15 protein-coding genes are annotated in these 22,340 nt (G+C 68.3%); 6 read left to right on the forward strand and 9 right to left on the reverse strand.

Features of this window, described 5'->3' with window-relative positions; translation table 11 throughout:
- Positions 1-18 precede the first annotated feature (18 nt).
- The 4 genes from AC3ANX_RS10435 to AC3ANX_RS10450 all read left to right on the forward strand — a co-directional run bounded on the left by AC3ANX_RS10435 (position 19) and on the right by AC3ANX_RS10450 (position 6,183).
- A complete protein-coding gene (locus AC3ANX_RS10435; RefSeq protein ID WP_488333222.1) occupies positions 19-999 on the forward strand; it encodes a sugar phosphate isomerase/epimerase family protein in 981 nt (326 codons plus the stop codon).
- A 127-nt stretch (positions 1,000-1,126) separates the two neighbouring features.
- Complete coding sequence (locus AC3ANX_RS10440; RefSeq protein WP_488333223.1) at positions 1,127-4,243, forward strand: family 78 glycoside hydrolase catalytic domain; 3,117 nt, start codon at positions 1,127-1,129, stop codon at positions 4,241-4,243.
- Positions 4,244-4,255: 12 nt separating this feature from the next.
- Complete coding sequence (locus tag AC3ANX_RS10445; protein ID WP_488333224.1) at positions 4,256-4,924, forward strand: aspartate/glutamate racemase family protein; 669 nt, start codon at positions 4,256-4,258, stop codon at positions 4,922-4,924.
- Positions 4,921-6,183: an MFS transporter gene (locus tag AC3ANX_RS10450; protein ID WP_488333225.1), complete on the forward strand. Its 1,263-nt coding sequence runs from the start codon at positions 4,921-4,923 to the stop codon at positions 6,181-6,183. Before AC3ANX_RS10445 ends, AC3ANX_RS10450 begins: the two co-directional genes overlap by 4 nt.
- Positions 6,184-6,190: 7 nt before the next feature.
- On the opposite strand, the gene yghU is transcribed toward AC3ANX_RS10450, so the two are convergent.
- From yghU to AC3ANX_RS10475, 5 genes are all read right to left on the reverse strand, one after another.
- Complete coding sequence (gene yghU / locus AC3ANX_RS10455) at positions 6,191-7,063, reverse strand: glutathione-dependent disulfide-bond oxidoreductase (RefSeq protein ID WP_488333226.1); 873 nt, start codon at positions 7,061-7,063, stop codon at positions 6,191-6,193.
- Between the two features lie 67 nt (positions 7,064-7,130).
- A complete protein-coding gene (locus tag AC3ANX_RS10460; protein WP_488333227.1) occupies positions 7,131-7,475 on the reverse strand; it encodes a hypothetical protein in 345 nt (114 codons plus the stop codon).
- Between the two features lie 88 nt (positions 7,476-7,563).
- Complete coding sequence (gene secA / locus AC3ANX_RS10465; protein WP_488333228.1) at positions 7,564-10,293, reverse strand: preprotein translocase subunit SecA; 2,730 nt, start codon at positions 10,291-10,293, stop codon at positions 7,564-7,566.
- 112 nt (positions 10,294-10,405) lie between these two features.
- Positions 10,406-10,669: a hypothetical protein gene (locus AC3ANX_RS10470; RefSeq protein WP_488333229.1), complete on the reverse strand. Its 264-nt coding sequence runs from the start codon at positions 10,667-10,669 to the stop codon at positions 10,406-10,408.
- 92 nt (positions 10,670-10,761) lie between these two features.
- A complete protein-coding gene (locus AC3ANX_RS10475; protein WP_488333230.1) occupies positions 10,762-12,606 on the reverse strand; it encodes a glycosyltransferase in 1,845 nt (614 codons plus the stop codon).
- A gap of 270 nt (positions 12,607-12,876) precedes the next feature.
- Between AC3ANX_RS10475 and argJ the strand changes: the two genes are divergently transcribed.
- Complete coding sequence (argJ, locus tag AC3ANX_RS10480) at positions 12,877-14,106, forward strand: bifunctional glutamate N-acetyltransferase/amino-acid acetyltransferase ArgJ (RefSeq protein ID WP_488333231.1); 1,230 nt, start codon at positions 12,877-12,879, stop codon at positions 14,104-14,106.
- Positions 14,107-14,114: 8 nt separating this feature from the next.
- Positions 14,115-14,723, forward strand: coding sequence for a glutathione S-transferase family protein (locus AC3ANX_RS10485; protein WP_488333232.1), 609 nt, complete (start codon positions 14,115-14,117; stop codon positions 14,721-14,723).
- Positions 14,724-14,766: 43 nt separating this feature from the next.
- Here AC3ANX_RS10485 and AC3ANX_RS10490 read toward each other — a convergent pair whose 3' ends face one another.
- The 4 genes from AC3ANX_RS10490 to addB all read right to left on the reverse strand — a co-directional run bounded on the left by AC3ANX_RS10490 (position 14,767) and on the right by addB (position 22,324).
- Positions 14,767-15,381, reverse strand: a complete 615-nt coding sequence (locus tag AC3ANX_RS10490; protein WP_488333233.1) for a hypothetical protein — start codon at positions 15,379-15,381, stop codon at positions 14,767-14,769.
- Between the two features lie 144 nt (positions 15,382-15,525).
- Positions 15,526-15,849 carry a thioredoxin TrxA gene (trxA, locus tag AC3ANX_RS10495; protein ID WP_069205968.1) on the reverse strand — a complete coding sequence of 108 codons (324 nt, stop codon included), beginning with the start codon at positions 15,847-15,849 and terminating at the stop codon, positions 15,526-15,528.
- Between the two features lie 63 nt (positions 15,850-15,912).
- The gene (gene addA, locus AC3ANX_RS10500) at positions 15,913-19,362 is read right to left on the reverse strand and encodes a double-strand break repair helicase AddA (protein WP_488333234.1); all 3,450 of its coding nucleotides are present in this window, start codon (positions 19,360-19,362) and stop codon (positions 15,913-15,915) included.
- Positions 19,346-22,324: a double-strand break repair protein AddB gene (addB, locus tag AC3ANX_RS10505; protein WP_488333235.1), complete on the reverse strand. Its 2,979-nt coding sequence runs from the start codon at positions 22,322-22,324 to the stop codon at positions 19,346-19,348. The genes addA and addB overlap by 17 nt, the downstream gene beginning before the upstream one ends.
- Positions 22,325-22,340 lie beyond the last annotated feature (16 nt).

Consider the following 22,340-nt stretch of genomic DNA (forward strand, 5'->3'; position numbering starts at 1 on the left):
TTGGGAAGAGGACGAGGTATGAGCAATCAGCGCTACGGTGCCGGGATCTGGCATTTCGCGACCTATGTGGATCGCTACGCGACCGACGGCTACGGCCCGCCGCGCTCGCTGCTGGAGATGATCGATCTGGCGGGGCAAGTCGGCGATCTGTCGGTTGTCGATATCAACTATCCGTTCCCGGGCGGCGAGACCTCGCTCGAGGCTATCGGCGAGGCGCTGAAGCGCAACAACCTCTCGGTGATCGGCATTACGCCCGAAATCTACACGCGCCAGTTTGCCAAAGGCGCCTTCACCAATCCGGATGCGGGTGTGCGCCGCCTCGCCAACGAGATGTGCAACGACGCCGCCAACATCGTCCGCCACTTCGGCGCGGACTATGTGAAGCTGTGGCCGGGCCAGGACGGCTGGGACTATCCGTTCCAGGCCGACCACCGCAAATTGTGGCAGATGAGCATCGAGGGCGTCGCCGAACTGGCCACGCAGAACCCGGATCTCAAGTTCGTCATCGAATACAAGCCACGCGAGCCGCGCAACCACATGAGCTACGACTCGGTCGCGCGCACGCTGCTCGGCATCGAGAAGATGGGCGTGCCCAACGTCGGCATCCTGCTCGATTTCGGCCATTCGCTGTACGGCGGCGAGAGCCCGGCGGATGCGGCGCAGCTCGCGATCGACCACGGGCGGCTGTTCGGCATGGACGTGAACGACAATCTGCGCGGCTGGGACGATGACATGATCGCGGGTTCGGTTCACCCGATCGAGTTGTTCGAATTCTTCTACACGCTGCGCAAGAACAAGTGGGAGGGCGTGTGGCAGCTCGACCAGTTCCCGTTCCGTGAGGATTCGGTCGAGGCGGCGAAGTCAGCGATCGGCTTCCTGAAAGGCATCGAACGCGCGCTCGACAAGCTCGATTTCGAGGCGTTGCAGGCCGCGCAGGACCGGCAGGACGCGGTCGCCGCGCTCAACATAGCGCGCGAGGCGCTGTTCTCTTCCTACTAAACGCCCGGATCACCCTCACCCTTCCGGCGCCTACGGCGCCTCCCTCCCTCTCCCGCCGGGAGAGGGAGGGGGCCCGCCCGGCGCAGCCGGGTAGGAAGAGTGAGGGCGAGGAACTTACAGGATCACCATGCGCGCCGTCGACCTCCGCACCGAATACACCAAGGATCTGCTCGGCACCGAGGCGCCGCGTCCGCGCCTGTCATGGCGTGTCGAGGGCGATAAGCGCGGCACCACCCAAGCCACCTACCGCATCCGCGCCGCGGCGAGCGTCGCGGCGCTGACAGGCGACGATCTGCTGTGGGACAGTGTAACCGTTGTATCCCCCGCCAGCGTCGATATCGCCTGGGGCGGCCCCGCGCTCACGTCGATGCAGCGCGTCTGGTGGGACGTCGAAATCGACGGCACCCGCTCCGAGCCGGCATGGTTCGAGACCGGCCTGCTCTCGCCCGAGGACTGGCGCGCAGACTGGATCGAGGTGGAGGACGATTTCGCCGCCGCCGATCGCGCGGCCGGGCTGCAATGGGTGTGGAGCGAAACCGCGCTCGACGCGCGGCTCCACGCCTTCCGGCTCGATTTCGACGCGCCGGCCGATCTCGTCCGCGCGGAGGTGCTGCTGGCGGGCAAGGATCATCTGCGTGGCGTGTGGATCAACGGCGCGGCGTCGCCACTGGACTGGCATTTCGGGTGGGACACGTACCTGCCGTTCTGGGGTACGCTCGGCCGGTACGCGGGCGAGGTGAAGCCCGGCAAGACCTGCATCTGCGCGCTGGTCGAGGCGCAGACCGAGGGGTTCTTCCCGGTCGATGGCGGCGCGTTCGCCGCGCTGATCCGCCTGCACCGCGCCGATGGTAGCGTCGAACGGATCGTCAGCGGGCCGGACTGGCGGGTGCGGCCCGCACCCGACGCGGGGTGGATCGAACCCGGCTTCGACGCATCCCACTGGGTGCCTGCACAGCCGAGCGGCGCGAACGTCCACAACGACCCACGCCCGCCCGAGCCGGCGATGCAGCTTCGCACCAGCTTCACCGTCGATCGCCCCGTCGTGGCGGCTCGGCTCTACGCCACCGCGCTCGGCGCCTACGATGCGCGGATCAACGGCGCGCCGGTGTCGAACGCGATCCTCGCGCCCGAGATCAGCGTCGCGGCGGATCATGTGCTGTATCAGGTTTACGACGTAACCGAGCGGATCGCGCCGGGCGAGAACGTGCTGGCGGCTCTGGTCGGCGACGGTTGGTATGCGAGCGCGTTCGGCTGGCGGATCGAGCGCTACGGCTTCGGCCCCGCCCCGCGCCGCTTCCGCGCGCAATTGCGGATCGATTATGCGGATGGCGTAAGCGAGTGGGTGACGAGCAGCCCCGATTGGCGGATCGGGGCATCGGCGATCGTCACCTCGGAGATTTACGACGGCGAGACCTATGACGCGCGGCTGGAGACGCCGGGTTGGGATGCGGTCGGGTTCGATGCGTCGGCCTGGCCCGCCGCAAAACGCGGCAAGGCCCCGGACACCCGGCTGATCGCGCAGACCTCGCCCGCGCTCGAGCGTATGGGCACGCGCCGCGCGTTGTCGATTACCGAGCCGGCGCCCGGTCGCTATGTTTTCGATTTCGGGCAGAATTTCTCCGGCTGGGTCCGCATCGCCGCGCGCGGAGCCGCCGGCACGACGATCACCGCGCGCTTCGCCGAACTGCTCTACGCCGATGGCACCGCCGATCTCTCCAACCTGCGGCTCGCGCGCGCGACCGATCGCTTCACGCTCGCAGGCACCGGTGAGGAAGTCTTCGAGCCGCACTTTACCTACCACGGCTTCCGCTATGTCGAGGTGGAGGGGTATCCCGGCGTGCTGACCGCCGACGACGTACTCGGCATCGTCGTCCACTCCGCTGCGCAGCAGACCGGGGCGATGACCTTCCACGACGCGCCGATGCTTCAGGCGTTCTGGAACAACGCGCTGTGGAGCCAGCGTTCGAACTTCTTCGCGGTGCCGACCGATTGCCCGCAGCGCGACGAACGGATGGGCTGGATGGGCGACATCCTCGTCTTCCTCGATGCCGCCGCGTTCAACATGGAGGTCGATCCGTTCATCCGCCGCTTCCTGCTCGAAGCGCGCGCGGCGCAGCGCGACGACGGCGCTTACCCGATCGTGGTGCCGCAACCGCAGTCCTATCCCGACGTGGTGACGGCGGGGTGGAGCGAGGCTGGCATCGTGCTGCCGTGGCTGCTGTGGCAGCGCTATGGCGACACTGCCGTGATCGACGAAAACTGGGAGGCGATGGAGCGCTGGATGGCGTTTCTGCTCACCCGCAACCCCGATCATATCTGGCGGCATGAGCGCGGGCTCGATCTCGGCGACTGGCTGTCGGTCGATGCGATCAAGCCGGATGACGAGACCACGCCGCGCATCCTCTGCGCGACCGCCTTCTGGGCGTGGGCGGCGATGCAGATGGCCGACATGGCCGAGGCGAGCGGGCGCACCGACGATGCCGCCCGCTACCGCGACCTGCGCGCGAAGATCGGCGCGGCCTTCGCGGCCGAGTTCGTCGCCGCCGACGGCACCGCCGGCAACGGCAGCCAGACCGGACAGGTGCTCGCGCTCTACATGGATCTCGTGCCCGAGGCGCAGCGCGCCGCCGCCGCGCAGGTGCTCGCCAACGAAATCCGCGCGCGTGGGCTGAAGCTGTCGACCGGCTTCCTCGGCACGCCCTACATTCTCGACGTGCTGGCCGACGCTGGGCTGCACGAGGACGTTGCCGGCCTGCTGCTCCAGGACGCATATCCAAGCTGGGGGTACATGGTCGCCAAGGGCGCGACGACGATGTGGGAACGCTGGAACGGCGACACCGGCGATCTGTCGATGAACAGCTACAATCACTATGCGTTCGGCGCGGTGGTCGGCTTCTTCTACCGCCGCCTCGCCGGGATCGCGCCAGCCGCGCCGGGCTTCGCGCGCATCGCCGCACGGCCGCTCTGGTACGCCGGGATCGGTCGCGTCTCCGCGCGTTACGCCTCGTGCATGGGCGAGATCGCCGCCGAAACCGAGGGTGACGCGAGCGGCCTCACCCGCTTCCGCCTGACCGTCCCCGCCAACACGGTCGCCGAGGTCGAACTCCCCGCGCGCGGCGGCGCGTGGCGCGAAGGTGGGCAGTTGCTCGGTACGCACACCGATATCCGCAAGCTGACGACGGTGGGCCAACTGGCCCGCTTCGAGGTCGGCTCGGGCGCTTACGACTTCACGATTGATACCTGAGAGGATTGCCGCGTGCCCACGCTTGGACTCATTCACAATTCGCCCGTGCTCGCGCCGATCTTCAACGAGATCGCCGGGCGGATCATGCCCGATGTGCGCATCCTGCACTTCGTCGATGAAAGCACGATCAAGAACACCATCGCCGCCGGGCATCTGCAAAAGGCGACGATGCGGCAGGTGATCGGCCTCGTCGGCTCGGCGTTCAACGCCGGTTGCGACGCGGCGCTCGTCACCTGCTCCTCGATCGGGCGGGCGGTCGATATGGCGGCGGAACTGTACGACCAGCCCGTGCTGCGCGTCGATCGTGCGATGGCGGAGAAGGCGGTGGCGATGGGCACGCGTATCGGCGTGGTCGCGACGCTTTCGACCACGCTCACCCCCACCGCCGATCTCGTGCGGCTGGTCGCGCAGGAGCAGGGCAAGACGGTCGAGATCGTCGAGCATGTCTGCGAAGGCGCGTTCGCGGCGGTGATGGCGGGCGACGGCGCGACGCACGACCGTATCGTCGGCGAAGCACTGACGCAGGCGATGCAGGGCATGGACGTCATCATCCTCGCGCAAGCCTCGATGGCGCGCGTCGTCGCGGCGCTGCCGGCGGGCGCGGTGGCGGCCCCTGTCCTCTCCAGCCCGGAACTCGGCATGGAGCGCGCGCGCGACGTGCTGGCAAGCTTGCCCAAGTGAAGAAGCGCCGCATCGTCCTCGGCTTCTTGGCCGCACTGTCGGTCATCACCTTCATCGACCGGCTGGCGATCGCGGTGACCGGGCCGACGATGCAGAAGGATCTCGGCATCACTCCGTCTGAATGGGGCTGGGTGCTGAGCGCCTATGTGATCGCCTATGCGGTGTTCGAGGTGCCCTCGGGCGCGCTCGGCGACCGGCATGGCTATCGCAAGGAGCTGTCGCGGATCACCCTGTGGTGGTCGGTGTTCACCGCCGCCACCGCGATCTGCCGCACCTTCTGGCAGCTCGCCACCGCGCGCTTCCTGTTCGGGCTCGGCGCGGCGGGGGCGTATCCCAACATGTCGGGCGTGCTCTACCGCTGGTTGCCGGCGCGTGAGCGGGCGCGTGGGCAAGGCGTGATCTGGGCGGCGAGCCGCTTCGGCGGGGCGCTGGCGCCGTTGCTGCTGGTGCCCGCCTACGCGATGTTCGGCTGGCGCGCGGTGTTCGCGATCCTCGGCGCGCTCGGCTTCGTATGGGCGATCGCGTGGTGGCGCTGGTTCCACGACCGCCCTGCCGACCAGCCCGGCATCACAGCCGAGGAAGTCGCCGAGATCGGCAGCGACGCCGGTGCAGGCCATTCGGGCACGCCGTGGCGCAAGCTGCTGTCGTTGCCGCAACTGTGGCTGATCGCGCTCGCGTACGGCTGCTATGCGTTCGGAAGCTGGTTCTTCTTCGGCTGGTTCCCGACCTGGATGGTCAAGGGCGCGGGCTTTACCGTGGCTGAGATGGGTGTTTACGGATCAATCCCGTTCCTGCTCGGCATCGTCGGCAATCTGGCGGGCGGCGTGCTGTGCGACCGGCTGGCCGAGCGGATCGGCATCCGCCGCGCCTACAGCCTGATCGCCTGCGTGTGCCTGACGATCACCGCCGCGCTGCTGGTGGCGATGAGCCTCGCGCACGGCAAGGTCGCGATCATCCTGCTGGCCGGAGCGGCGTTCATGGTGATGGACCTGATGCTGCCCGCCGCCTGGGCGATGTGCATGGCGATCGGCGGGCGGTTCGGCGGCACCGCTTCGGGCGTGATGAACACCGCCGGCAACATCGGCGGCTTCGTCTGCTCGGTCGCGTTCGGCTATGTCGTCGCCGCGACCGGCAATTACGATCTGCCGCTACAGGGCGTGGCGGCGATGGTGCTGATCGCCGCCGGGATCTTCGCGTTCATCGATTGCACGCGCGGGCTCGACCACAAGGCCACGCCGGACCTGCTCGCCGAAGCCTGAACGCGCTTCAGCTCTCGGCGTGCGCGAAGTCGCCCGCGTCGTGCCGCTCGCGCAGGAACCGGCCCGGCCCGGCAACGCGGTTGACGATGCGCCCGCGCTGCACCGCCTCGCGCGCGGCGATCCGTTCGGACCAGCGCGCGAGATTGGTGTATTCGCCGACGTCGAGGAACGTCTGCGCATTGTACGCGCCGTTCAGCACCCCGCCGTACCACGGCCACACCGCCATGTCGGCGATCGTATAATCGTCACCGGCCAGATACGTGCGGCTCGCAAGGTGCGTGTCGAGGACGTGGAGCTGGCGCTTGGTCTCCATCGCATAGCGGTCGATCGCGTACTGGATCTTGAACGGCGCATAAGCGTAGAAATGCCCAAACCCGCCGCCGACAAACGGCGCGGAGCCCATCTGCCACATCAACCAGTTGAGCGTCTCGGTGCGCGTTGCTCCCGTCGTCGGCAGGAAGGCGCCGAACTTTTCGGCGAGGTAGATCAGGATCGATCCGCTCTCGAACACGCGCATCACCGGATCGGTTGTGTGATCGGCGAGCGCGGGGATCTTCGAATTGGGGTTGATCGCGACAAAGCCGCTGCCGAACTGGTCGCCCTTGCCGATCTCGATCAGCCACGCATCATACTCGGCCCCCGCGTGTCCGGCGGCGAGCAGTTCCTCGAGCAGGATCGTCACCTTCTGCCCGTTGGGCGTCCCGAGCGAATAGAGTTGCAGCGGATGCTTGCCGACCGGCAGTTCCCTGTCGTGCGTCGCGCCTGAGACGGGGCGGTTGATGTTGGCGAACTGGCCGCCGTTCGCGCTATCCCACGTCCAAACCTCGGGCGGGACATAGCCTTCAGGCTGGTTGCGGCTCGCGTTCGTGTCGTCGGCCATGATCGTCTCGCTCCACCGGTGAATGCAGGCGGCACGCTCGTCGCCATGGCCGGAAGGTAGGTCGCGATCAGGTCTGCGCAAGACCGGGTGCGGCTGGATCGGGCGTCTCGGCCGCGTCGTGCGGCACATAGCGGATCGTCCAGCGCGGGTGGCCATCCGGCGTCATCACGATATCGGGCAGCCCGATCGGATCATCCCCGGTCTCGACCCAGCCCGCGCCGTAGCAGCGCCCGCAGGCGGTGCGCTTGCAGCGAAAACTGACCAGATCGATCTCGGTATTCCACTGGCCGTGCCCCTTGCATACCGGGCACTGCGCATCAAGCGTGCCGGTGCGCGGCAGGACCGGCACGATGTCGAACGCATGCGGGCTGTCGGGGCCGTCGCAATAGACGATGTTGCTGGCGTGGGGCATGGTGCCTCAACGTACCGCCGCGCGCAGGTATCCGCGCGGGCGCGATATTGGTCACGTGCGGGGCGGCACCGCGCCGCCCCTGCCCCGATCAGACTGCGCCGTGGCAGTGCTTGTATTTCAACCCCGATCCGCACGGGCAAGGCGCGTTGCGGCTGACGTTGCCCGCCCAATCGGCCGGATCCTGGCCGATCTCATGCCCGTCCGGCTTGGGGATCGACAGCGTCGGCATCGCGCTGGTCACATGCCCGGCGCCGAAATCGTAGCTGTCGTCCTCGCCGGTGAACGGGTCGAAATGCTGGGTGATGAAGTCGGGCAGCTCGGGCAGTTCCGGCGGCGGCTGAAGCTGGAACTCGGCGTAAGCGATCGTGCGCGTCACTTCCTCACGGATCATGTCGAGCATGCGCTGGAACAGCTGGAAAGCCTCCTGCTTATATTCGTTGATCGGTGTCTTCTGCGCGTAAGCACGCAGGTGGACGACCTGCCGCAGCGCCTCGATCGTGGCGAGATGCTCCTTCCAGTGATGGTCGAGGTTCTGGAGCAGGATCGACTTCTCGATCTGCACCCATGTCTCGGGCTCCAGCGCGGCGGCCTTTTCGGCGACCTGCGCATCGGCGGCGGCGCGGGCGCGCTCCTCGACGATCTCGGGGTCGATCGCCTCCTCCGCGAGCCAGTCGTCGATCGGCGGGGTGATGTTGAGCTGCGTTTGCAGCTTCTCCTTCATGCCGGCGATATCCCATTGCTCGGGATAGGTGCCCGGCGGGCACGCCTCGCCCACAATGGCGTTGACTGTTTCGCTCCGCATGTCCTCGACCACGTCGCCGACCGTATCGGCATCCATGATGTCGGCGCGCTGTTCGTAGATCACCTTGCGCTGATCGTTCATCACGTCGTCATATTCGACGACCTGCTTGCGGATGTCGTAGTTGCGCGCCTCGACCTTCTTTTGCGCGGTCTCGATCGCCTTCGAAAGCCACTTCGATCCGATCGCCTCGCCATCGCCGATGTTCGAACGCATCATGCGGGCGAACAACGTATCCGGCCCGAAGATGCGCAGCAGATCGTCATCAAGGCTGAGGTAGAAGCGCGACAGGCCGGGATCGCCCTGACGCCCGGAGCGACCGCGAAGCTGGTTGTCGATACGCCGGCTCTCGTGCCGCTCGGTGCCGAGCACGAACAGCCCGCCCGCATCGAGCACCGCCTGCTTCTCGGCGGCGATCTCCGCCTTGATCTCGGCGGCGCGCGCTTCATACTCGGGCGTGCCCTCGACGAGATCGGGATGCTCGTCGAGCATACGAAACTCGAGGTTCCCGCCAAGCTGAATGTCGGTGCCGCGACCCGCCATGTTGGTCGCGATGGTCACCGCCGACTTGCGACCGGCCTGCGCGACGATATGCGCCTCCATTTCGTGGAAGCGGGCGTTGAGCACCTTGTGCGGCACCTGTTCCTGTACGAGGAACTCGCTGAGCAGTTCGGACTTTTCGATCGAGACGGTGCCGACCAGCACCGGCTGGCCCAGCTCGGCATGGACACGGATCTTCTTGGCGATCGCCTGGAACTTGTCCTGCGTGTCCTTGTAGAACTCGTCTTCCTCATCGACGCGCTTGACCGGCACGTTGGTCGGGATCGTCACCACGTTCATCTTGTAGATGTCGTAGAACTCCGCCGCCTCGGTCGCGGCAGTACCGGTCATGCCCGCCAGCTTGGGGTACATGCGGAAATAGTTCTGGAAGGTGATCGAGGCCATCGTCTGGTTCTCGGGCTCGATGTTGACGCCCTCCTTCGCCTCGACCGCCTGGTGCAGACCGTCGGACCAGCGGCGGCCGTCCATCATGCGGCCGGTGAACTCGTCGATGATGACGACCTTGCCGTCCTTGACGATGTAATCGGTGTCCGCCTTGAACATCATGTTCGCGCGCAGCGACTGGTTGACGTGGTGGACGACCTGCGTGTTCTCGAAATCGTAGAGGTTCGCGCCCTCGAGCAGCCCGGCCGCCTCGAGCATCCGCTCGACCTTCTCGGTGCCGTCTTCGGTCAGGATGATCGACTTCTGCTTCTCGTCCTTCTCGTAATCCTCTGCGGTGAGCTGCTTCACCACCGCGTCGACGCTGAGGTACAGGTCGGTCTTGTCGTCGGTCGGGCCAGAGATGATGAGCGGGGTGCGCGCCTCGTCGATCAGCACCGAATCGACCTCGTCGACGATCGCCATGTTGAACGCGCGCTGCACCATCGACGCGCGATCGTACTTCATGTTGTCGCGCAGATAGTCGAAGCCGAACTCGTTGTTGGTGCCGTAGGTGATGTCGGCGGCATAAGCGTCGCGGCGCTGCTGGTCGCTGAGGTTCGGCACGATCACGCCCGTGGTCAGCCCGAGGAACGCATAGACCTGCGACATCCAGCCCGCGTCGCGCGCCGCCAGATAGTCGTTGACGGTGATGACGTGGACGCCGGTGCCCGGCAGCGCGTTGAGGTAGGTGGCGAGCGTCGCCACCAGCGTTTTGCCCTCGCCGGTGCGCATCTCGGCGATCTCGCCGCGATGAAGGACGATGCCGCCGACCATCTGCACGTCGTAATGGCGCTGGCCGAGCGTGCGCTTGGCCGCCTCGCGCACGGTCGCGAACGCTTCGGGGAGGATGCTATCGAGGCTCTCGCCGTTCGCCAGCCGCTCGCGGAACTTGATCGTCTGCGCGGAAAGCTGCTCGTCCGACATGGCGGAAACTGCGGGCTCGAACCCATTGATCTTGTTGACGATCGCGCCGAGCGATTTGACGTAGCGTTCGTTCGAGGAGCCGAACAGGGATTTGGCAAGGCCGCCGAGCATGGGATGTCCTGTTTGTTCAAGGTGGTCGCGCACGGGACGATGCCCGGCAGCGGTGCTGTACGGAAAGATGGTTGTGCGCCGCCTTGAAAACGAGCGGACGCGCCCGCCGCCGCTATTCGCGCCGGCGTTCGCCGCGTGCCGGGATCGTGCCGGTCAGCGCAAACGGATGGGGCATGACTATCGTGGGCAGCGCGCCGAGCATGGGCAGCCGCTGCGCCTGCACGATCGCGGAAACGGCACGCGCCGCGATCGGCTGGACCGCACGGACATGCGCCGAAACACGCTCGATCTGCACCTCTACGCCCGGCGCGCGGCCGCCGGTGATCGCACCGGTCAATGCCGACAGCGCCGCGCAGAGGAAAAGCAGGAACTCCATAGTCGCCGTGCGCTCTAATGCGGTTCGTCGCATCCGTCCAGCCGAACGGGCGAACACGAACGCTTCGCCGGCTGCCCCGCGACCCACCCGCGTCAGGCCGCGCGAAGCGTCACCATGACGTCGTCGTCGCCAGGCTCCTGCTCGGCCGTGAGGCTCGCCAGCCGCTGCTCGCTCAGCCACGCCATGACCGGCGCGCAGAGGAAGCGGATGCCCGATGCGGCCGCCCCCATCGCCACCAGCAAGCCGACGTCGTCATGCTGATCGCGGCGCAACATCAACGCCGCGACGATTAGCACGATATGCGCGATCCCGATCAGCGTCTCCGGCAGCGTCTCCTTCAAGGCGCGCATACCGGCGGCGGTCCCCTGGAACTTCGGGGTGCGCCGCCAGCCGAGCGGGCGCGGCGACATGCCGGCAATGCCGCCGAGCATCTGGATATAGGTGAGCGACATGCGCGCGATTTCGCCGAGCAGCATCTCACGGATGCTATGACAGTCGCTGAGACGATAGCGGAACCACGTGCTCGCCAGCGTGCCCGCGAGCGCCATCCACGCCGCCACCCAGAACGGGGTGGGCAGATCGATCGTCGGCAAACGGCCGAGCGCGATCAGGGCGACTCCGACGACCGCGCTGCCGAACGCGAAGATCGTACCAAACGCGCCGAGCAGCGGCTCGATTCCGCGCTGGAGTTCGAGCAGCTTCGACCACCAGTTAATCCTCGGCGAGCCGCCCATCGATTGCGGCAGGTACAGCCGCCAATGGCGGCGCAACTGCTGCACCGGCCCGGCGATCCAGCGGAACCGCTGCTTCTTGTAATCCTCGAACGTCTCGGGGATCAGCCCGCGACCGAACGTCTCGCGCAGATAGATGCCATCATAGCCGAGCGCACGGATGCGCACCGACACTTCCGAATCCTCGGTAAGGCACCATTCCGCCCACATGCCGGCGTCGATCAGCGCATCCTTACGGATGATGCACATCGTGCCGATCGTGATCGCAGAGTTATATTCGTTCAGGCCCGACAGCTCGATCTTGTTGTTGGGCATATATTCCCAATAACAGGCAGTCAGATAGGCGCTGTCCTCATGCTCGCGGTAATCGTGCGGGGTCTGGACATAGCCGATACGCGGGTTCTCGAAGAACCCGGCAAGCCGCGCCAGGAAGTCCGGAGTCGACAGGTAATCGGCGTCGATCACCGCGACCAGTTCGGCATCCTTGGCGACATGACCGCCCTTGAGCAGATAGTTGAGCGCGCCCGCCTTCGCGCCGTCGAGCGGGGCGACGTGGAAGAAGCGGAAACGATTGTCGGTACGGCCGTGGTTCAGCATCTCGCAATGCGCCTGAAGCGGCATCCAGAGATCGGGATCCTTGGTGTTGTTGTCGATCACGATCACTTCGAAATCGGGATAGTCGAGCGCGGCGAGCGCATCGATCGTGGCGATCACCACCTCGGGCGGCTCGGCGTAGCACGGGATGTGGATCGAGACCTTGGGCGCCTTGCGCGGATGGAGCGGATCGGCTGGCTCGACCGGGCGCTGCCATTCGCGGTGCGTCATCAGCGCCTGCCGCGACAGCGCGACCGCGAACGACACCGCCAGCCACAGCGCGGAGAAGATGCTGGCTATGACCGTCAGCACCAGGATCCACGCGGGCATGTTCGCCTCGCTGAACAAACGCAGCGTCCAGGCCGAGCCGACGATCCAGCCGAGCGGCAACATCGCGAGCTGCTGCGCCCCCGCCATCGTCAGCCGCGGCAGCGCGAAGCGGAGCCCGAGCGTCACCAAAGTGGCGACGCCGGTGACGAGTACCGATCCCGCCACGACACCGGTCGCGAGGCTCGCCACTACACCGCACAGCACCATGGAAAGCGCCAGTTCCGCCGGCTCGCGCTGCAAGTCGATCTTGACGACGAACGGACGATGGATGGTTATCGCCATCAGAATCGTCGTCGTAAGACTCATCGTCGCAAGAAAGACGAGGCCGGGATCAAGGATCTCGCGCGTGATCGACATTGGCAGGCTTGCTCCGCTTGCATCCGATGCGGGTCTGCGGCCAGCGCCCTGTCAAACCCCCGTTTGCTTTTGATACGTTTGTGCAGTGCAGTAGTTCCCTTGTCGACGCAAGGAAACCGCCTTGATCGTCATTAAGGCCCGACCCGTCGCGTGCGGGGTCTTGCCTCATGCCGGACACGATCTAAGGAGCGCATCATGGCCTACACCCGCTCCCCGCTCGCCCCCGCCGCTTTCCCCTCGCTACCCCCGGTCGCCGGCGTCGCGCTGCACGTCGCGCGCGCGGGCTACAAGGCGTGGGACCGCTGCGACCTGACCTTCGCCGCGCTGGATCCCGGCACGACCGTCGCCGGGGTGACGACGCAGAGCCGATGCCCCTCGCCCGAGGTAGAATGGTGCCGCAAGGCGCTGACGCTCGGGGCCGCGCGCGCGCTGGTGGTGAACGCCGGTAACGCCAACGCCTTCACCGGTGCACGCGGGCGCGCCGCTGTCGAGGCGATCGCCGCGCGTGCCGCCGGTGCGCTCGGCTGCCAGCCTTCGGACGTGTTCGTCGCCTCCACCGGGGTGATCGGCGTGCCGCTGCCGATCGACAAGGCTGAGGCGGGGATCGACGCCGCGCTCACCGCACCGCTGTGCGGGTGGGAGGATGCGGCGGCCGCGATCAGCACGACCGACACCTTCACCAAGGGCGCGGTGACGACCGCCGTGGTCGACGGTCGGACGGTGACGCTGGTCGGTATCATCAAGGGCTCGGGCATGATCGCGCCGGACATGGCGACGATGCTCGGCTTCATCTTCACCGATGCGGCGGTCGAGCCCGGCTTCCTGCAAGCCGCGCTGGCCGAGGCGAACCGCGCGAGTTTCTCCTGCATCACCGTCGACAGCGACACATCGACCAGCGACACCGTGCTGGCGTTCGCGACCGGGCGGGCGGGCAATGCTCCCCTCGCCGCGTCGGACGATGCCGGCGCGGACGCGTTCCGCGCGGCGCTGTCCGATCTGTGCCTCCAGCTTGCGCATCTGGTGGTGCGCGACGGCGAAGGCGCGACCAAGTTCATCGAGATCGCCGTGACCGGGGCGGAGAGCGACCGCAGCGCCCACCGCGTCGCGCTGTCGATCGCCAATTCGCCACTGGTGAAGACCGCGATCGCGGGCGAGGATGCCAATTGGGGCCGGGTCGTTATGGCAGTCGGCAAGGCGGGCGAACCGGCCGAGCGCGACCTCCTCTCGATCCGCTTCGGCGATACGCAGGTGGCGACCGGCGGGCTCGCGGTGGACGGGTATGACGAGGCGCCCGTCGCCGCGCATCTGAAGGGCAGCGACATCGAGATCGGCGTCGATCTGGGGCTTGGCGACGGCACGGCGACGGTGTGGACCTGCGATCTGACCCACGGTTACATCTCGATCAACGCCGACTATCGGAGCTGACGCGCGCGATGCTGACGATCTGGGGGCGGCTCAACTCGCACAACGTCAAGAAAGTCGCTTGGCTCGCCGAGGAGATCGGGCTCGCCTATGTCCGCCATGACGTCGGCGGCGTCCACGGGATGACCGCCGGGTATCTGGCCATGAACCCGAACCGGCTGGTGCCGACGATCGAGGACGCGGGGCTGGTGCTGTGGGAATCGAACGCGATCCTGCGCTATCTCGCCGCCCGATACGCGCCGGCGCTATGGCCGGACGATCCGACGATGCGCGCGCTGGGGGATCGCTGGATGGATTGGCAGTTCGGCTATGCCGACGCGCAGCGCGACGCTTTCCTCAACCTCGTTCGCTACGCACCGGAAAAGCGCGATGCGGCGGCGATCGTCCGTTCGGCCGAGGCCTGCGCGGCGCAGATGACGATCCTCGACCGGTATCTGGCGCAAACGCCGTGGCTGTCGGGCGAGGCGTTCGGCATCGGCGACATTCCGATGGGCGTCTATGCGCATACCTGGTTCACGCTCGACATCGCCCGTCCCGATCTGCCGCATGTGCGCGCGTGGTACGAGGCGCTGCGCGATCGGCCGGGCTATGCGACGCAGGTGATGATCCCGCTCAGTTGACGAGCGGTGCCGGCGCACCCGCGTGGTGCGCCGGCCGTGTCGCTCAGAGCGCGGCGGTCGCGGTCTTCGACGGGCGCTGAAGTGCGGCCATCTGCACGTCCGCGACGAGCTTGCCCTTCATCTTCGTGCCGGGGTTCACGATCGCATTGTGCCCGAAGATCAGCGCCGCGAACGGACCGAACGACAGCAGGCCGTCGATCGGCCCGGACGTGCCGAACGTGTCCTTACCCTTGACGTGGACGAGCATGTTGAGCGGCACCTGCACGCCCTCGATCTCGACCGACTGAACCTTGACGTCGAGCTGGCCGGCGCTCACCAGGCGGCCGTTGTGCTTGACGCGCGTCACCTCGCCGGTGGCGAGCGCGCCCGCCGGAACGACGAGCTGGTGCTTCACGACCACGTCGCGCGCGACCTTCATGGTCACGGTATCGCCGACCTTGGCGTCCTTCGACGTCACCGCAGACGTGGCGACCAGACGGATGGCGGTGCCCGACTTCAGCAGCAACTGCGCGGCCTGCGGCGTCATCGGCGCAACCGCCGCCGCGACAGGCGCGCTTGCGAGCGGGGCGGCAACCGCCGCAACCGACATCTGTGCGCCCGCCGGCACAGCCGAAACCATCATCGCCACGGCGACCGCGGCATTCACGACCTTGTTCATCAAAATCCCCAGGAAAAAGCCCACGATCGCCGGGTGGCAACCATGGGCTCATTCTAGGGGATCGAAGGTCCCGGGCGGTTAACGCGCCCACCCGTAAGACACCCCTCAGGGCTTTTACGGATGGTCACGCACCGGGAGTCCTCATCAGGCGAGTTCACCCTCCAGCCAAGCCTTCAGCCGGCCCTTGGGCTCGGCGCCGACCTTGGTCGCGGCGGGCACGCCGTTCTTGAACAGGATCATCGTCGGGATGCCGCGCACGCCGTACTTGCCGGGCGCATCGGGGTTCTCGTCGATGTTGAGCTTGGTGATCGTCACCTGCTCGCCGAGTTCCTCGGAAATCTCCTCGAGGCTCGGCCCGATCATCTTGCACGGCCCGCACCACTCCGCCCAGAAATCGACGAGAACGGGGCCGTCCGCCTTGAGGACGTCGGTGTCGAAGCTGGAATCGGTGATCTGCTTGGTGGCCATGATAGCGTCTCCTTGTCGGCGATAAAGTAGGGCGGCGACCCGCCGGGCTCAAGCGCCCTTTGCCTAGCTTTGCTGCGTGGCGGCAAAGCCGGGCTTGTGCTCGGCGAGGAGCGAAGGCGGAAGCGCGAACAGCACCGGCGCGGCGGTGTAGAGCAACGCCGCCTCGACCGGGCGGCCGGGGAAGATCACCCCGAGCGCCTCGACATAGGCGGCCATCTGGCGGACGTGGTAGGGCGGCACCTCGGCAAGCGACTGCGGCGCGCGGCGGCCGGTCTTGAAATCGACCACGGTGATGCGATCGGGCGTGACGAGCAGCCGGTCGACCGTACCCGACACGACGACGCCATCCCCAACCACCGCCGCGATCGGTGCTTCGGCGAGCGCCCCCGCGCCGAACAAAGCGGCGAAGCGCGGGTCGGCGAGGATCGTCAGCACCGTCGCCGCGATCTCGTCGCGGGTGGCGGCCTCGGCCACGCCGCCCGGTCCGGAAAGCCAGCGCTCGGCGGCGGCGGCGCGTGCCTCCGGCGCGATCGGCGGCAAGCGCTCGAACAGCGCATGGATCAAGCGCCCGCGCTCGGCAGCTTCGCGCATCAGCGGCGTCGGCGGCGGGTCGGCGACCGCATCGTCGCCTAGCGACGAGGGCGCGAGCGGGCGCGGCGGGCGCGCCTCGATCGGGGCCGCGCGGTGCGCCCAATCGGGCACCGGCGCATGCGACTCGGTCGTGACGCTCGGGCGCTCGCGCCGCCTGACCGGCTTGAGGTTGGCGCTGCCGGTGTAGCTGCGCGTGCCGTCCGCCGCAGTCTCGACGGCGAGGTCGGTCATCGCCTGATCGGCGGCGGCGTACCAACTGGCGGGCGGCGGCTCGCCGTTGGCGAGGGGCCCGAGCGATCCGGCGACCACCAGCCGTTCCTCCGCGCGCGTCGCCGCGACGTAGAACAGCCGCCAATGCTCCTCCAGTTCGCGCGCGGCGACGCCCTCAACGATCTCGGCGAGCGGCCCGGCCTCCTCCTTGCGCGGGCGGAAGATCGGCAGCGTCGCGTCGATCTCGGCGACCGGCCAGCGCAATGTGTTGCGCGGCGACTTGGTCGGATCGACAGCCGCATCGGCGAGGATCACCAGCGGCGCCTGCAAACCCTTGGCGCCATGCGCGGTCATCACCCGCACCGCGTCGAGCGGCGCGGACGGGTCGCGCTTGATCTCGACCTCGCCGCGATCGAACCAGTCGAGGAAGCGTTGCAGCGACGGCGTGCCCTGCGTCTCGAACTGAAGCGCGGCGGTGAGCAGTTCCTCGATCGGATCGCGCGCCTCTTGCCCCAGCCGCCGCAGCAGCGCGCGCCTGCCGCCGAGCGGCCCCGACAGCAGTTCCTCGAGGAACTGGTAGGGCGTGGCGATATCGGCGCGGTCGAGCATCGCTCGCAGCGCACTGAGATCGTCCCCCCGTGTGCGTTCGAGATGTCGCCACAGGCTCACCGATCCGCGCGGCGCCGCCGCCATCAGCATGTCCTGCGTCCAGCCGATCAGCGGCGAGACCAGCAGCGACGCGAGCGACAGATCGTCCTCGGGCTGGAGCACGAAGCGGATCGCGGCGAGCAGATCCTGTACGCTGAGCGGCGCGTTGAGCCGCAACCGATCGACGCCCGCGACCGGCACCCCTTCCGCATAAAGCCTCGCGACGATCAGCGAGGCGAGATCGCCGCGCCGCTTGACGAGGATCATCACGTCCTGCGGTTCGAGCGTGCGGCCCTTGCTGTCGAGCATCAGCGTGCCGATCCAGCCCTTGATCGCCCTGGCGATGCGCCGCGCCAGTTCGCGGGTCGCATCGGCGATCCAGCCCTCCTCGTCCTCCTCGCTGCCGCCCGCCACGATCAGCGGCCAGAGCGTGACGGTGCCTGGGCCGGGCACCTCGCTGGCATGACGTTCGAGGGTCGCGACCGCGCCGAGGCCGGGCTCGGGCACCGCCGCCATCGCCGCATCGACGAACTCCAGCACCGGCGCGGTCGAACGGAAGGATTGCGTCAGCGACAGCCGGTTCCATGCGCCTGCCTGGGTTGGTGCGCCGAACTTGCGTGCCTCGTCCTCCGCGTCCCATGCCGCCCGCGCAAGCGTGCCGAAGCGACGCTCGGCCGCCGCGAAATAGAGCGGATCGGTGCCCTGAAAGCCGAAGATCGCCTGTTTGAAATCGCCGACCGTAAACAACGTGCGCGTTTCGCCGCCATGTGCGCCTTCGCCCGCGAAGAACTCGTCGGCGAGCGCACCGATGATCGCCCATTGCTCCGGATTGGTGTCCTGCGCCTCGTCGATCAGGATGTGCGAGGTCTCGCGGTCGAGCTTGAAGCGCACCCATTCGCCGATGCCGGGCTGGCCGAGCAGATCGATCGTCGCGGCGATGAGATCGTCGAAATCGACTGCCCCAAGCCGCCGCTTGGCGCGCGCATAGGCGGCGGCATAGTCGCGCCCGACATCGAGCGCATCGGCGAGCAGATCGGCATAGCCCGCGCGGTGGCGCATCGACAGCAACGCGGTCGCCGCCTCGCCGACTGCCTGCGCGTGCTCCGCATAGTCGGGGTCGGCATCGAGCAACTTCTTGGAATATTTGCGCGGCTCGCCCTTGGCGGTGAACGGCACGCCGACGAGATCGATTAGCATGCGCGCGCGCATCTCCGCGTTCGCCTCGACCCAGCATTCGGCAATGTCGGCATGGTTGCCACCGGTCGCGGTGCCCCACGCGCGGTTGGCCGCGGCGATTGCCGCTACCGCGTCGCAGTCGAAATCCTCGCACCCGGCGACGATCGCCGCCTCGATATCGCCGGCCGGCAGGTCGAGCTGGCGGCGCACGAACGCGGCCACACCGTCATACAAGGCCGGCAGCGCCGCCATCGCTTTGGGCGCACGCGCGCAGGCGATCAGGAACTTCTCCGCCTCGCCCTCGCCGAGCCGCACGCTGAGTGCGCCGACCGCCTCGATCGGACGGGTGCGGCCCTGCGCATCCGCCTCGACCAGCAACTCGGCCAGCGCCTCGCGCGCGAGCACCGCTTCCTCGCGCGCCTCGATCGGGCGGAAGCCGGGGGCGAGCCCCGCCTCGACCGGAAAGGCGGCGAGCAGGCTCTGGCAGAAGCCGTGGATCGTCTGGATGCGGATGCCGCCGCCCGGCGCGTCCAGCACCTTGGCGAACAACGTCCGCGCCCTCGCCCGCAACTCAGGACTTGGCTCCTCGCCCAGCGCGATCAGGTCGCTGCCGAGCTGCGCGTCGGGCATGCGCACCCACGCCGCCAGCCGTGCACCGATCCGCCCCGCCATTTCGGCCGCGCCCGCCTTGGTGAAGGTGAGGCACAGGATCGCCGACGGATCGACCCCGCGCAGCAGCAGCCGGTACACGCGCGCGGTCAGCACCTGCGTCTTGCCGGTGCCGGCCGAGGCGGACAGCCAGACATGCCCGTCGGGTGCGCTCGCCCGCGCCTGATCGTCCTTGAGCGGCGGGAGCGCGGATGCGGTGCCGCTATCGCTCACGGCCATACCATTCGTCGCGACGCATCAACTGGTCATACTCGCTATAGGGCGCGAATTCGGGGTGGAGCTTGGCGGTGAATGCCTCGACGCCAGTCAGCCAGCGGCCGACCACGCCCGCAAAATTCTCGGCGGCGATGGCGGTGAACTGTTCGGGCAGGATCTTGTCGTTCTTGCCCGCCGGATCGACCGGCGAGGTGATGTAACCGAACTGGTCGCTACGCTTGCCGAGTGACCAATATTCGAAGCCGCGCGCTTGCCCCGCGATGCCCTCGAACCCGCCGCGCTCCGCGATCAGGCCGAGCAGGCCAAGTTGCAGGCTGAACCCTGCGCGCACCGCCGCGGGCGAAGGCGGCGTGCCGGTCTTGTAGTCGATCACCGCGAGGCCGCCGTCGGCCAGCCGGTCGATCCGGTCGAACGTGCCGTTCAGCGTCACGCCGGCGATGTCGATCTTGCCGCGCTGCTCGACCGCCAGCACTGTGCGGCCGTCCTCGCCCTGTTGTGCGATCGTGCGCGCGATCCAGTCGATCGCCTGCATCAGGCGGGGCTGCCACAGCGCGCGCATCATCGGGTGCGTGCGCTCGTCAGCGAGCATCGCCCGCGCGCGGTCGTGCAGCTTGTCGGGATGGCAGTCGTCTTCACGCGCCCATTGTTCAAGGATCGCGTGAACGGCGGTGCCGCGCCATGCCGCACTCGGATCGGCATCGACCGGATCGAGCGGGGCGAGCCGCAGGATCGCGCGCGCGTAGAAGGCGAACGGATCGGCCTTGAGGCGGTCGACATCGGTGACGGCGATCTGCCTGGGCCGCAGCGACGCGTCGGGCACGGGCGCAGGCTGATCGGCGGGGTCGTGCACGCCGGGATCGTCGAGATCGCGCGTCCAGCGTTCGAGCGGCAGCGCGCGGCCTCGCGCCCAGGTTTCGCCCGCCAGCGCCTGAAGCCGCAGCCAAAAGCGCGAGGCGATCGCCGGTTGCGTGGCATCGCGCCGCGCGCGTGTGAGCAGCACATCCGGCGCACCGAGCGCGCTCGCCAGATCGTGCGCGGCCATGCCGACGCCGCGCTCCTGCCCCGGCAGACCCAGCGCGACGCGGATGCGCGGCGCGAGCCATGGGTCGGGCGCGCTCTGCCCCGGCCACACGCCTTCGTTGAGCCCGCCGAGGATCATCAGGTCGGCGGTCTGAAGCCGCGCCTCGATCAGCCCGTAGATTGCGAGGCGCGGATGCCCGCCCTGCGGCGGACGCACCGCGATCTCGTCCATCAGCGTGCGCAGCAGCGCGGCGAGCGTATCGGGTTCGACCAGCCGCGGCCCCTCGTCCGCGCGTGCCTCAAGGTCGGCGAGGAAATCGGATGCTGCGCGCCCGGCCGGGCCGCTCCACAGGAAGTCCCCGCACAGCGCCTGCGCCGTCTCCCGCAAAGCCGCAACCAGCGTGCCGAGCGGCTGCATCCCGGCGGCGAACACGCTCTCGATGGGCGCAAGCAGCGCCCGCGCCTCCGGCCACCACACCGCCGCAGCGGCCCGGCGCGCGGCCTCGCGCTTGGGCGCGTCGGCGAGATGTGCGTCGATGCCGTCGAGCCCCGCCGCAGGCCGCGGCCCGCGCAGCACCCGGTCGAGCGAACGCGCGCCGTCGAGCCAAGCCAGCCGCGTCTCACCCGAACGGACCAACGGATGCTTGAGCAAGGTCAGCAGCGCAAGCGGCGCGAACCGCTGCGCGGCAGCATCGGCGAGCGCGAGCAGCAAGGTGCCCGACGGCAGGATCGACAGCGGCCGCCCGGCGGTATCGTCGATCGCGATGCCCCACCGTCCGCAATGCGCCGCCACCCGCCGCGCGAGCGCGCGATCGGGCGTGACGAGCGCGGCGGTACGTTCGGGCGTCTCCAGCGCTTCCCGCAAGGCAAGCGCGATCGCCTGCGCTTCTTCCGCCGGGGTGGCGAGTTCGGCCGCCTCGATCCCGGCAAGGCGGCGCTCGGCGGCGGGAAGATCGGTCCATTTGCCGGTGAAGTCGGCCGGCGCGAGCGCGTTGGCGATCGCCTTTCCGCGCGCGGGCGTGGCGTCGAACTCGCTCGCGTCGCGCCAGCGCATCACCTCGGCGCGGTTGAACCCCATCCGGTCGAGCAGCAGCTTGAGATGGAATTGCGGATGCGTCTCGATCGCGCGCTTGCGTAATCCTGTGACGGGGTCGGCCTCGTGTGGGCCGAGCGCATCCCACTCGGGCGGCGGCATGTCGGTGGCGAGATCGGCCAGCACCACCATGCCCTGCGGCATCGTCGCCACCCGGCGCAGCAGCGCGGCGACCGCGGGAGCGGTGTCGGTGACGCCGGCCGCGCACACGAAGCCGGTGGGCGGCGCATCCCGCCAGCGGCCTGCGAGCCGCCGCAGCAGCCGCGCGCGCCGGTCGGCCAGATCGATACAGCCGAGCCGCGCCAGTTCCGCCGGCCAACGATCGAGCACGATCTCGAACAGGTCGAGCGCGCGCCGCCAATGGGTCGAGAGTTCCTCGCCAAGGTCGATCTCACGCAGGCGGCGGGGCGGCACCTCCTCGACCAGCAATTGGTCGAGCGTGCGCGCGAGATCGCCCGCGAGGCGCACCGCCTCAGCCGCGTCGACCGGATGGCCGGCACGGTCGCGCGCCTCGGCGACCAGCCGCGCGAGGATGAGCCGGCGCTGCATCGGCGGCACCGCCGGCGGCGCCGGATCGGGATTATCAGCGGGGTCGAGCGCCGCGCCCACCGCCTCGTCCAGCGCAGGATCACCGATCGCGACGAGGCGCGGCAGCAGCAGTCCGCCCCCGCTCGCGCGCACGAACGCGTCGGTCACGGCGCGCTTGGCGCGGTTGTTGGGGAGCAGCACCAGCCCACGCGCGAGCCCGAGCGGATCGGCGCCGAACTGCCGGATCAGCCCCGCCGCCAGCGCATCGGCGAACGCACGGTGAGCCGGGATGGTATAGAGCTGCGGTTTGTCGACGCGGCTCATACCCCGAACCACCTCA

The organism is Sphingomonas sp. BRN-1R, assembly GCF_057748035.1.

Coding starts and splice junctions, on each gene's coding strand:
- AC3ANX_RS10435 (WP_488333222.1), top strand. CDS start 19: ATGAGCAATCAGCGCTACGGTGCCGGGATCTGGCATTTCGCGACCTAT.
- AC3ANX_RS10440 (WP_488333223.1), top strand. CDS start 1,127: ATGCGCGCCGTCGACCTCCGCACCGAATACACCAAGGATCTGCTCGGC.
- yghU (WP_488333226.1), bottom strand. CDS start 7,063: ATGGCCGACGACACGAACGCGAGCCGCAACCAGCCTGAAGGCTATGTC.
- AC3ANX_RS10460 (WP_488333227.1), bottom strand. CDS start 7,475: ATGCCCCACGCCAGCAACATCGTCTATTGCGACGGCCCCGACAGCCCG.
- secA (WP_488333228.1), bottom strand. CDS start 10,293: ATGCTCGGCGGCCTTGCCAAATCCCTGTTCGGCTCCTCGAACGAACGC.
- AC3ANX_RS10470 (WP_488333229.1), bottom strand. CDS start 10,669: ATGGAGTTCCTGCTTTTCCTCTGCGCGGCGCTGTCGGCATTGACCGGT.
- AC3ANX_RS10475 (WP_488333230.1), bottom strand. CDS start 12,606: ATGGCGATAACCATCCATCGTCCGTTCGTCGTCAAGATCGACTTGCAG.
- argJ (WP_488333231.1), top strand. CDS start 12,877: ATGGCCTACACCCGCTCCCCGCTCGCCCCCGCCGCTTTCCCCTCGCTA.
- AC3ANX_RS10485 (WP_488333232.1), top strand. CDS start 14,115: ATGCTGACGATCTGGGGGCGGCTCAACTCGCACAACGTCAAGAAAGTC.
- AC3ANX_RS10490 (WP_488333233.1), bottom strand. CDS start 15,381: ATGAACAAGGTCGTGAATGCCGCGGTCGCCGTGGCGATGATGGTTTCG.
- trxA (WP_069205968.1), bottom strand. CDS start 15,849: ATGGCCACCAAGCAGATCACCGATTCCAGCTTCGACACCGACGTCCTC.
- addA (WP_488333234.1), bottom strand. CDS start 19,362: ATGGCCGTGAGCGATAGCGGCACCGCATCCGCGCTCCCGCCGCTCAAG.
- addB (WP_488333235.1), bottom strand. CDS start 22,324: ATGAGCCGCGTCGACAAACCGCAGCTCTATACCATCCCGGCTCACCGT.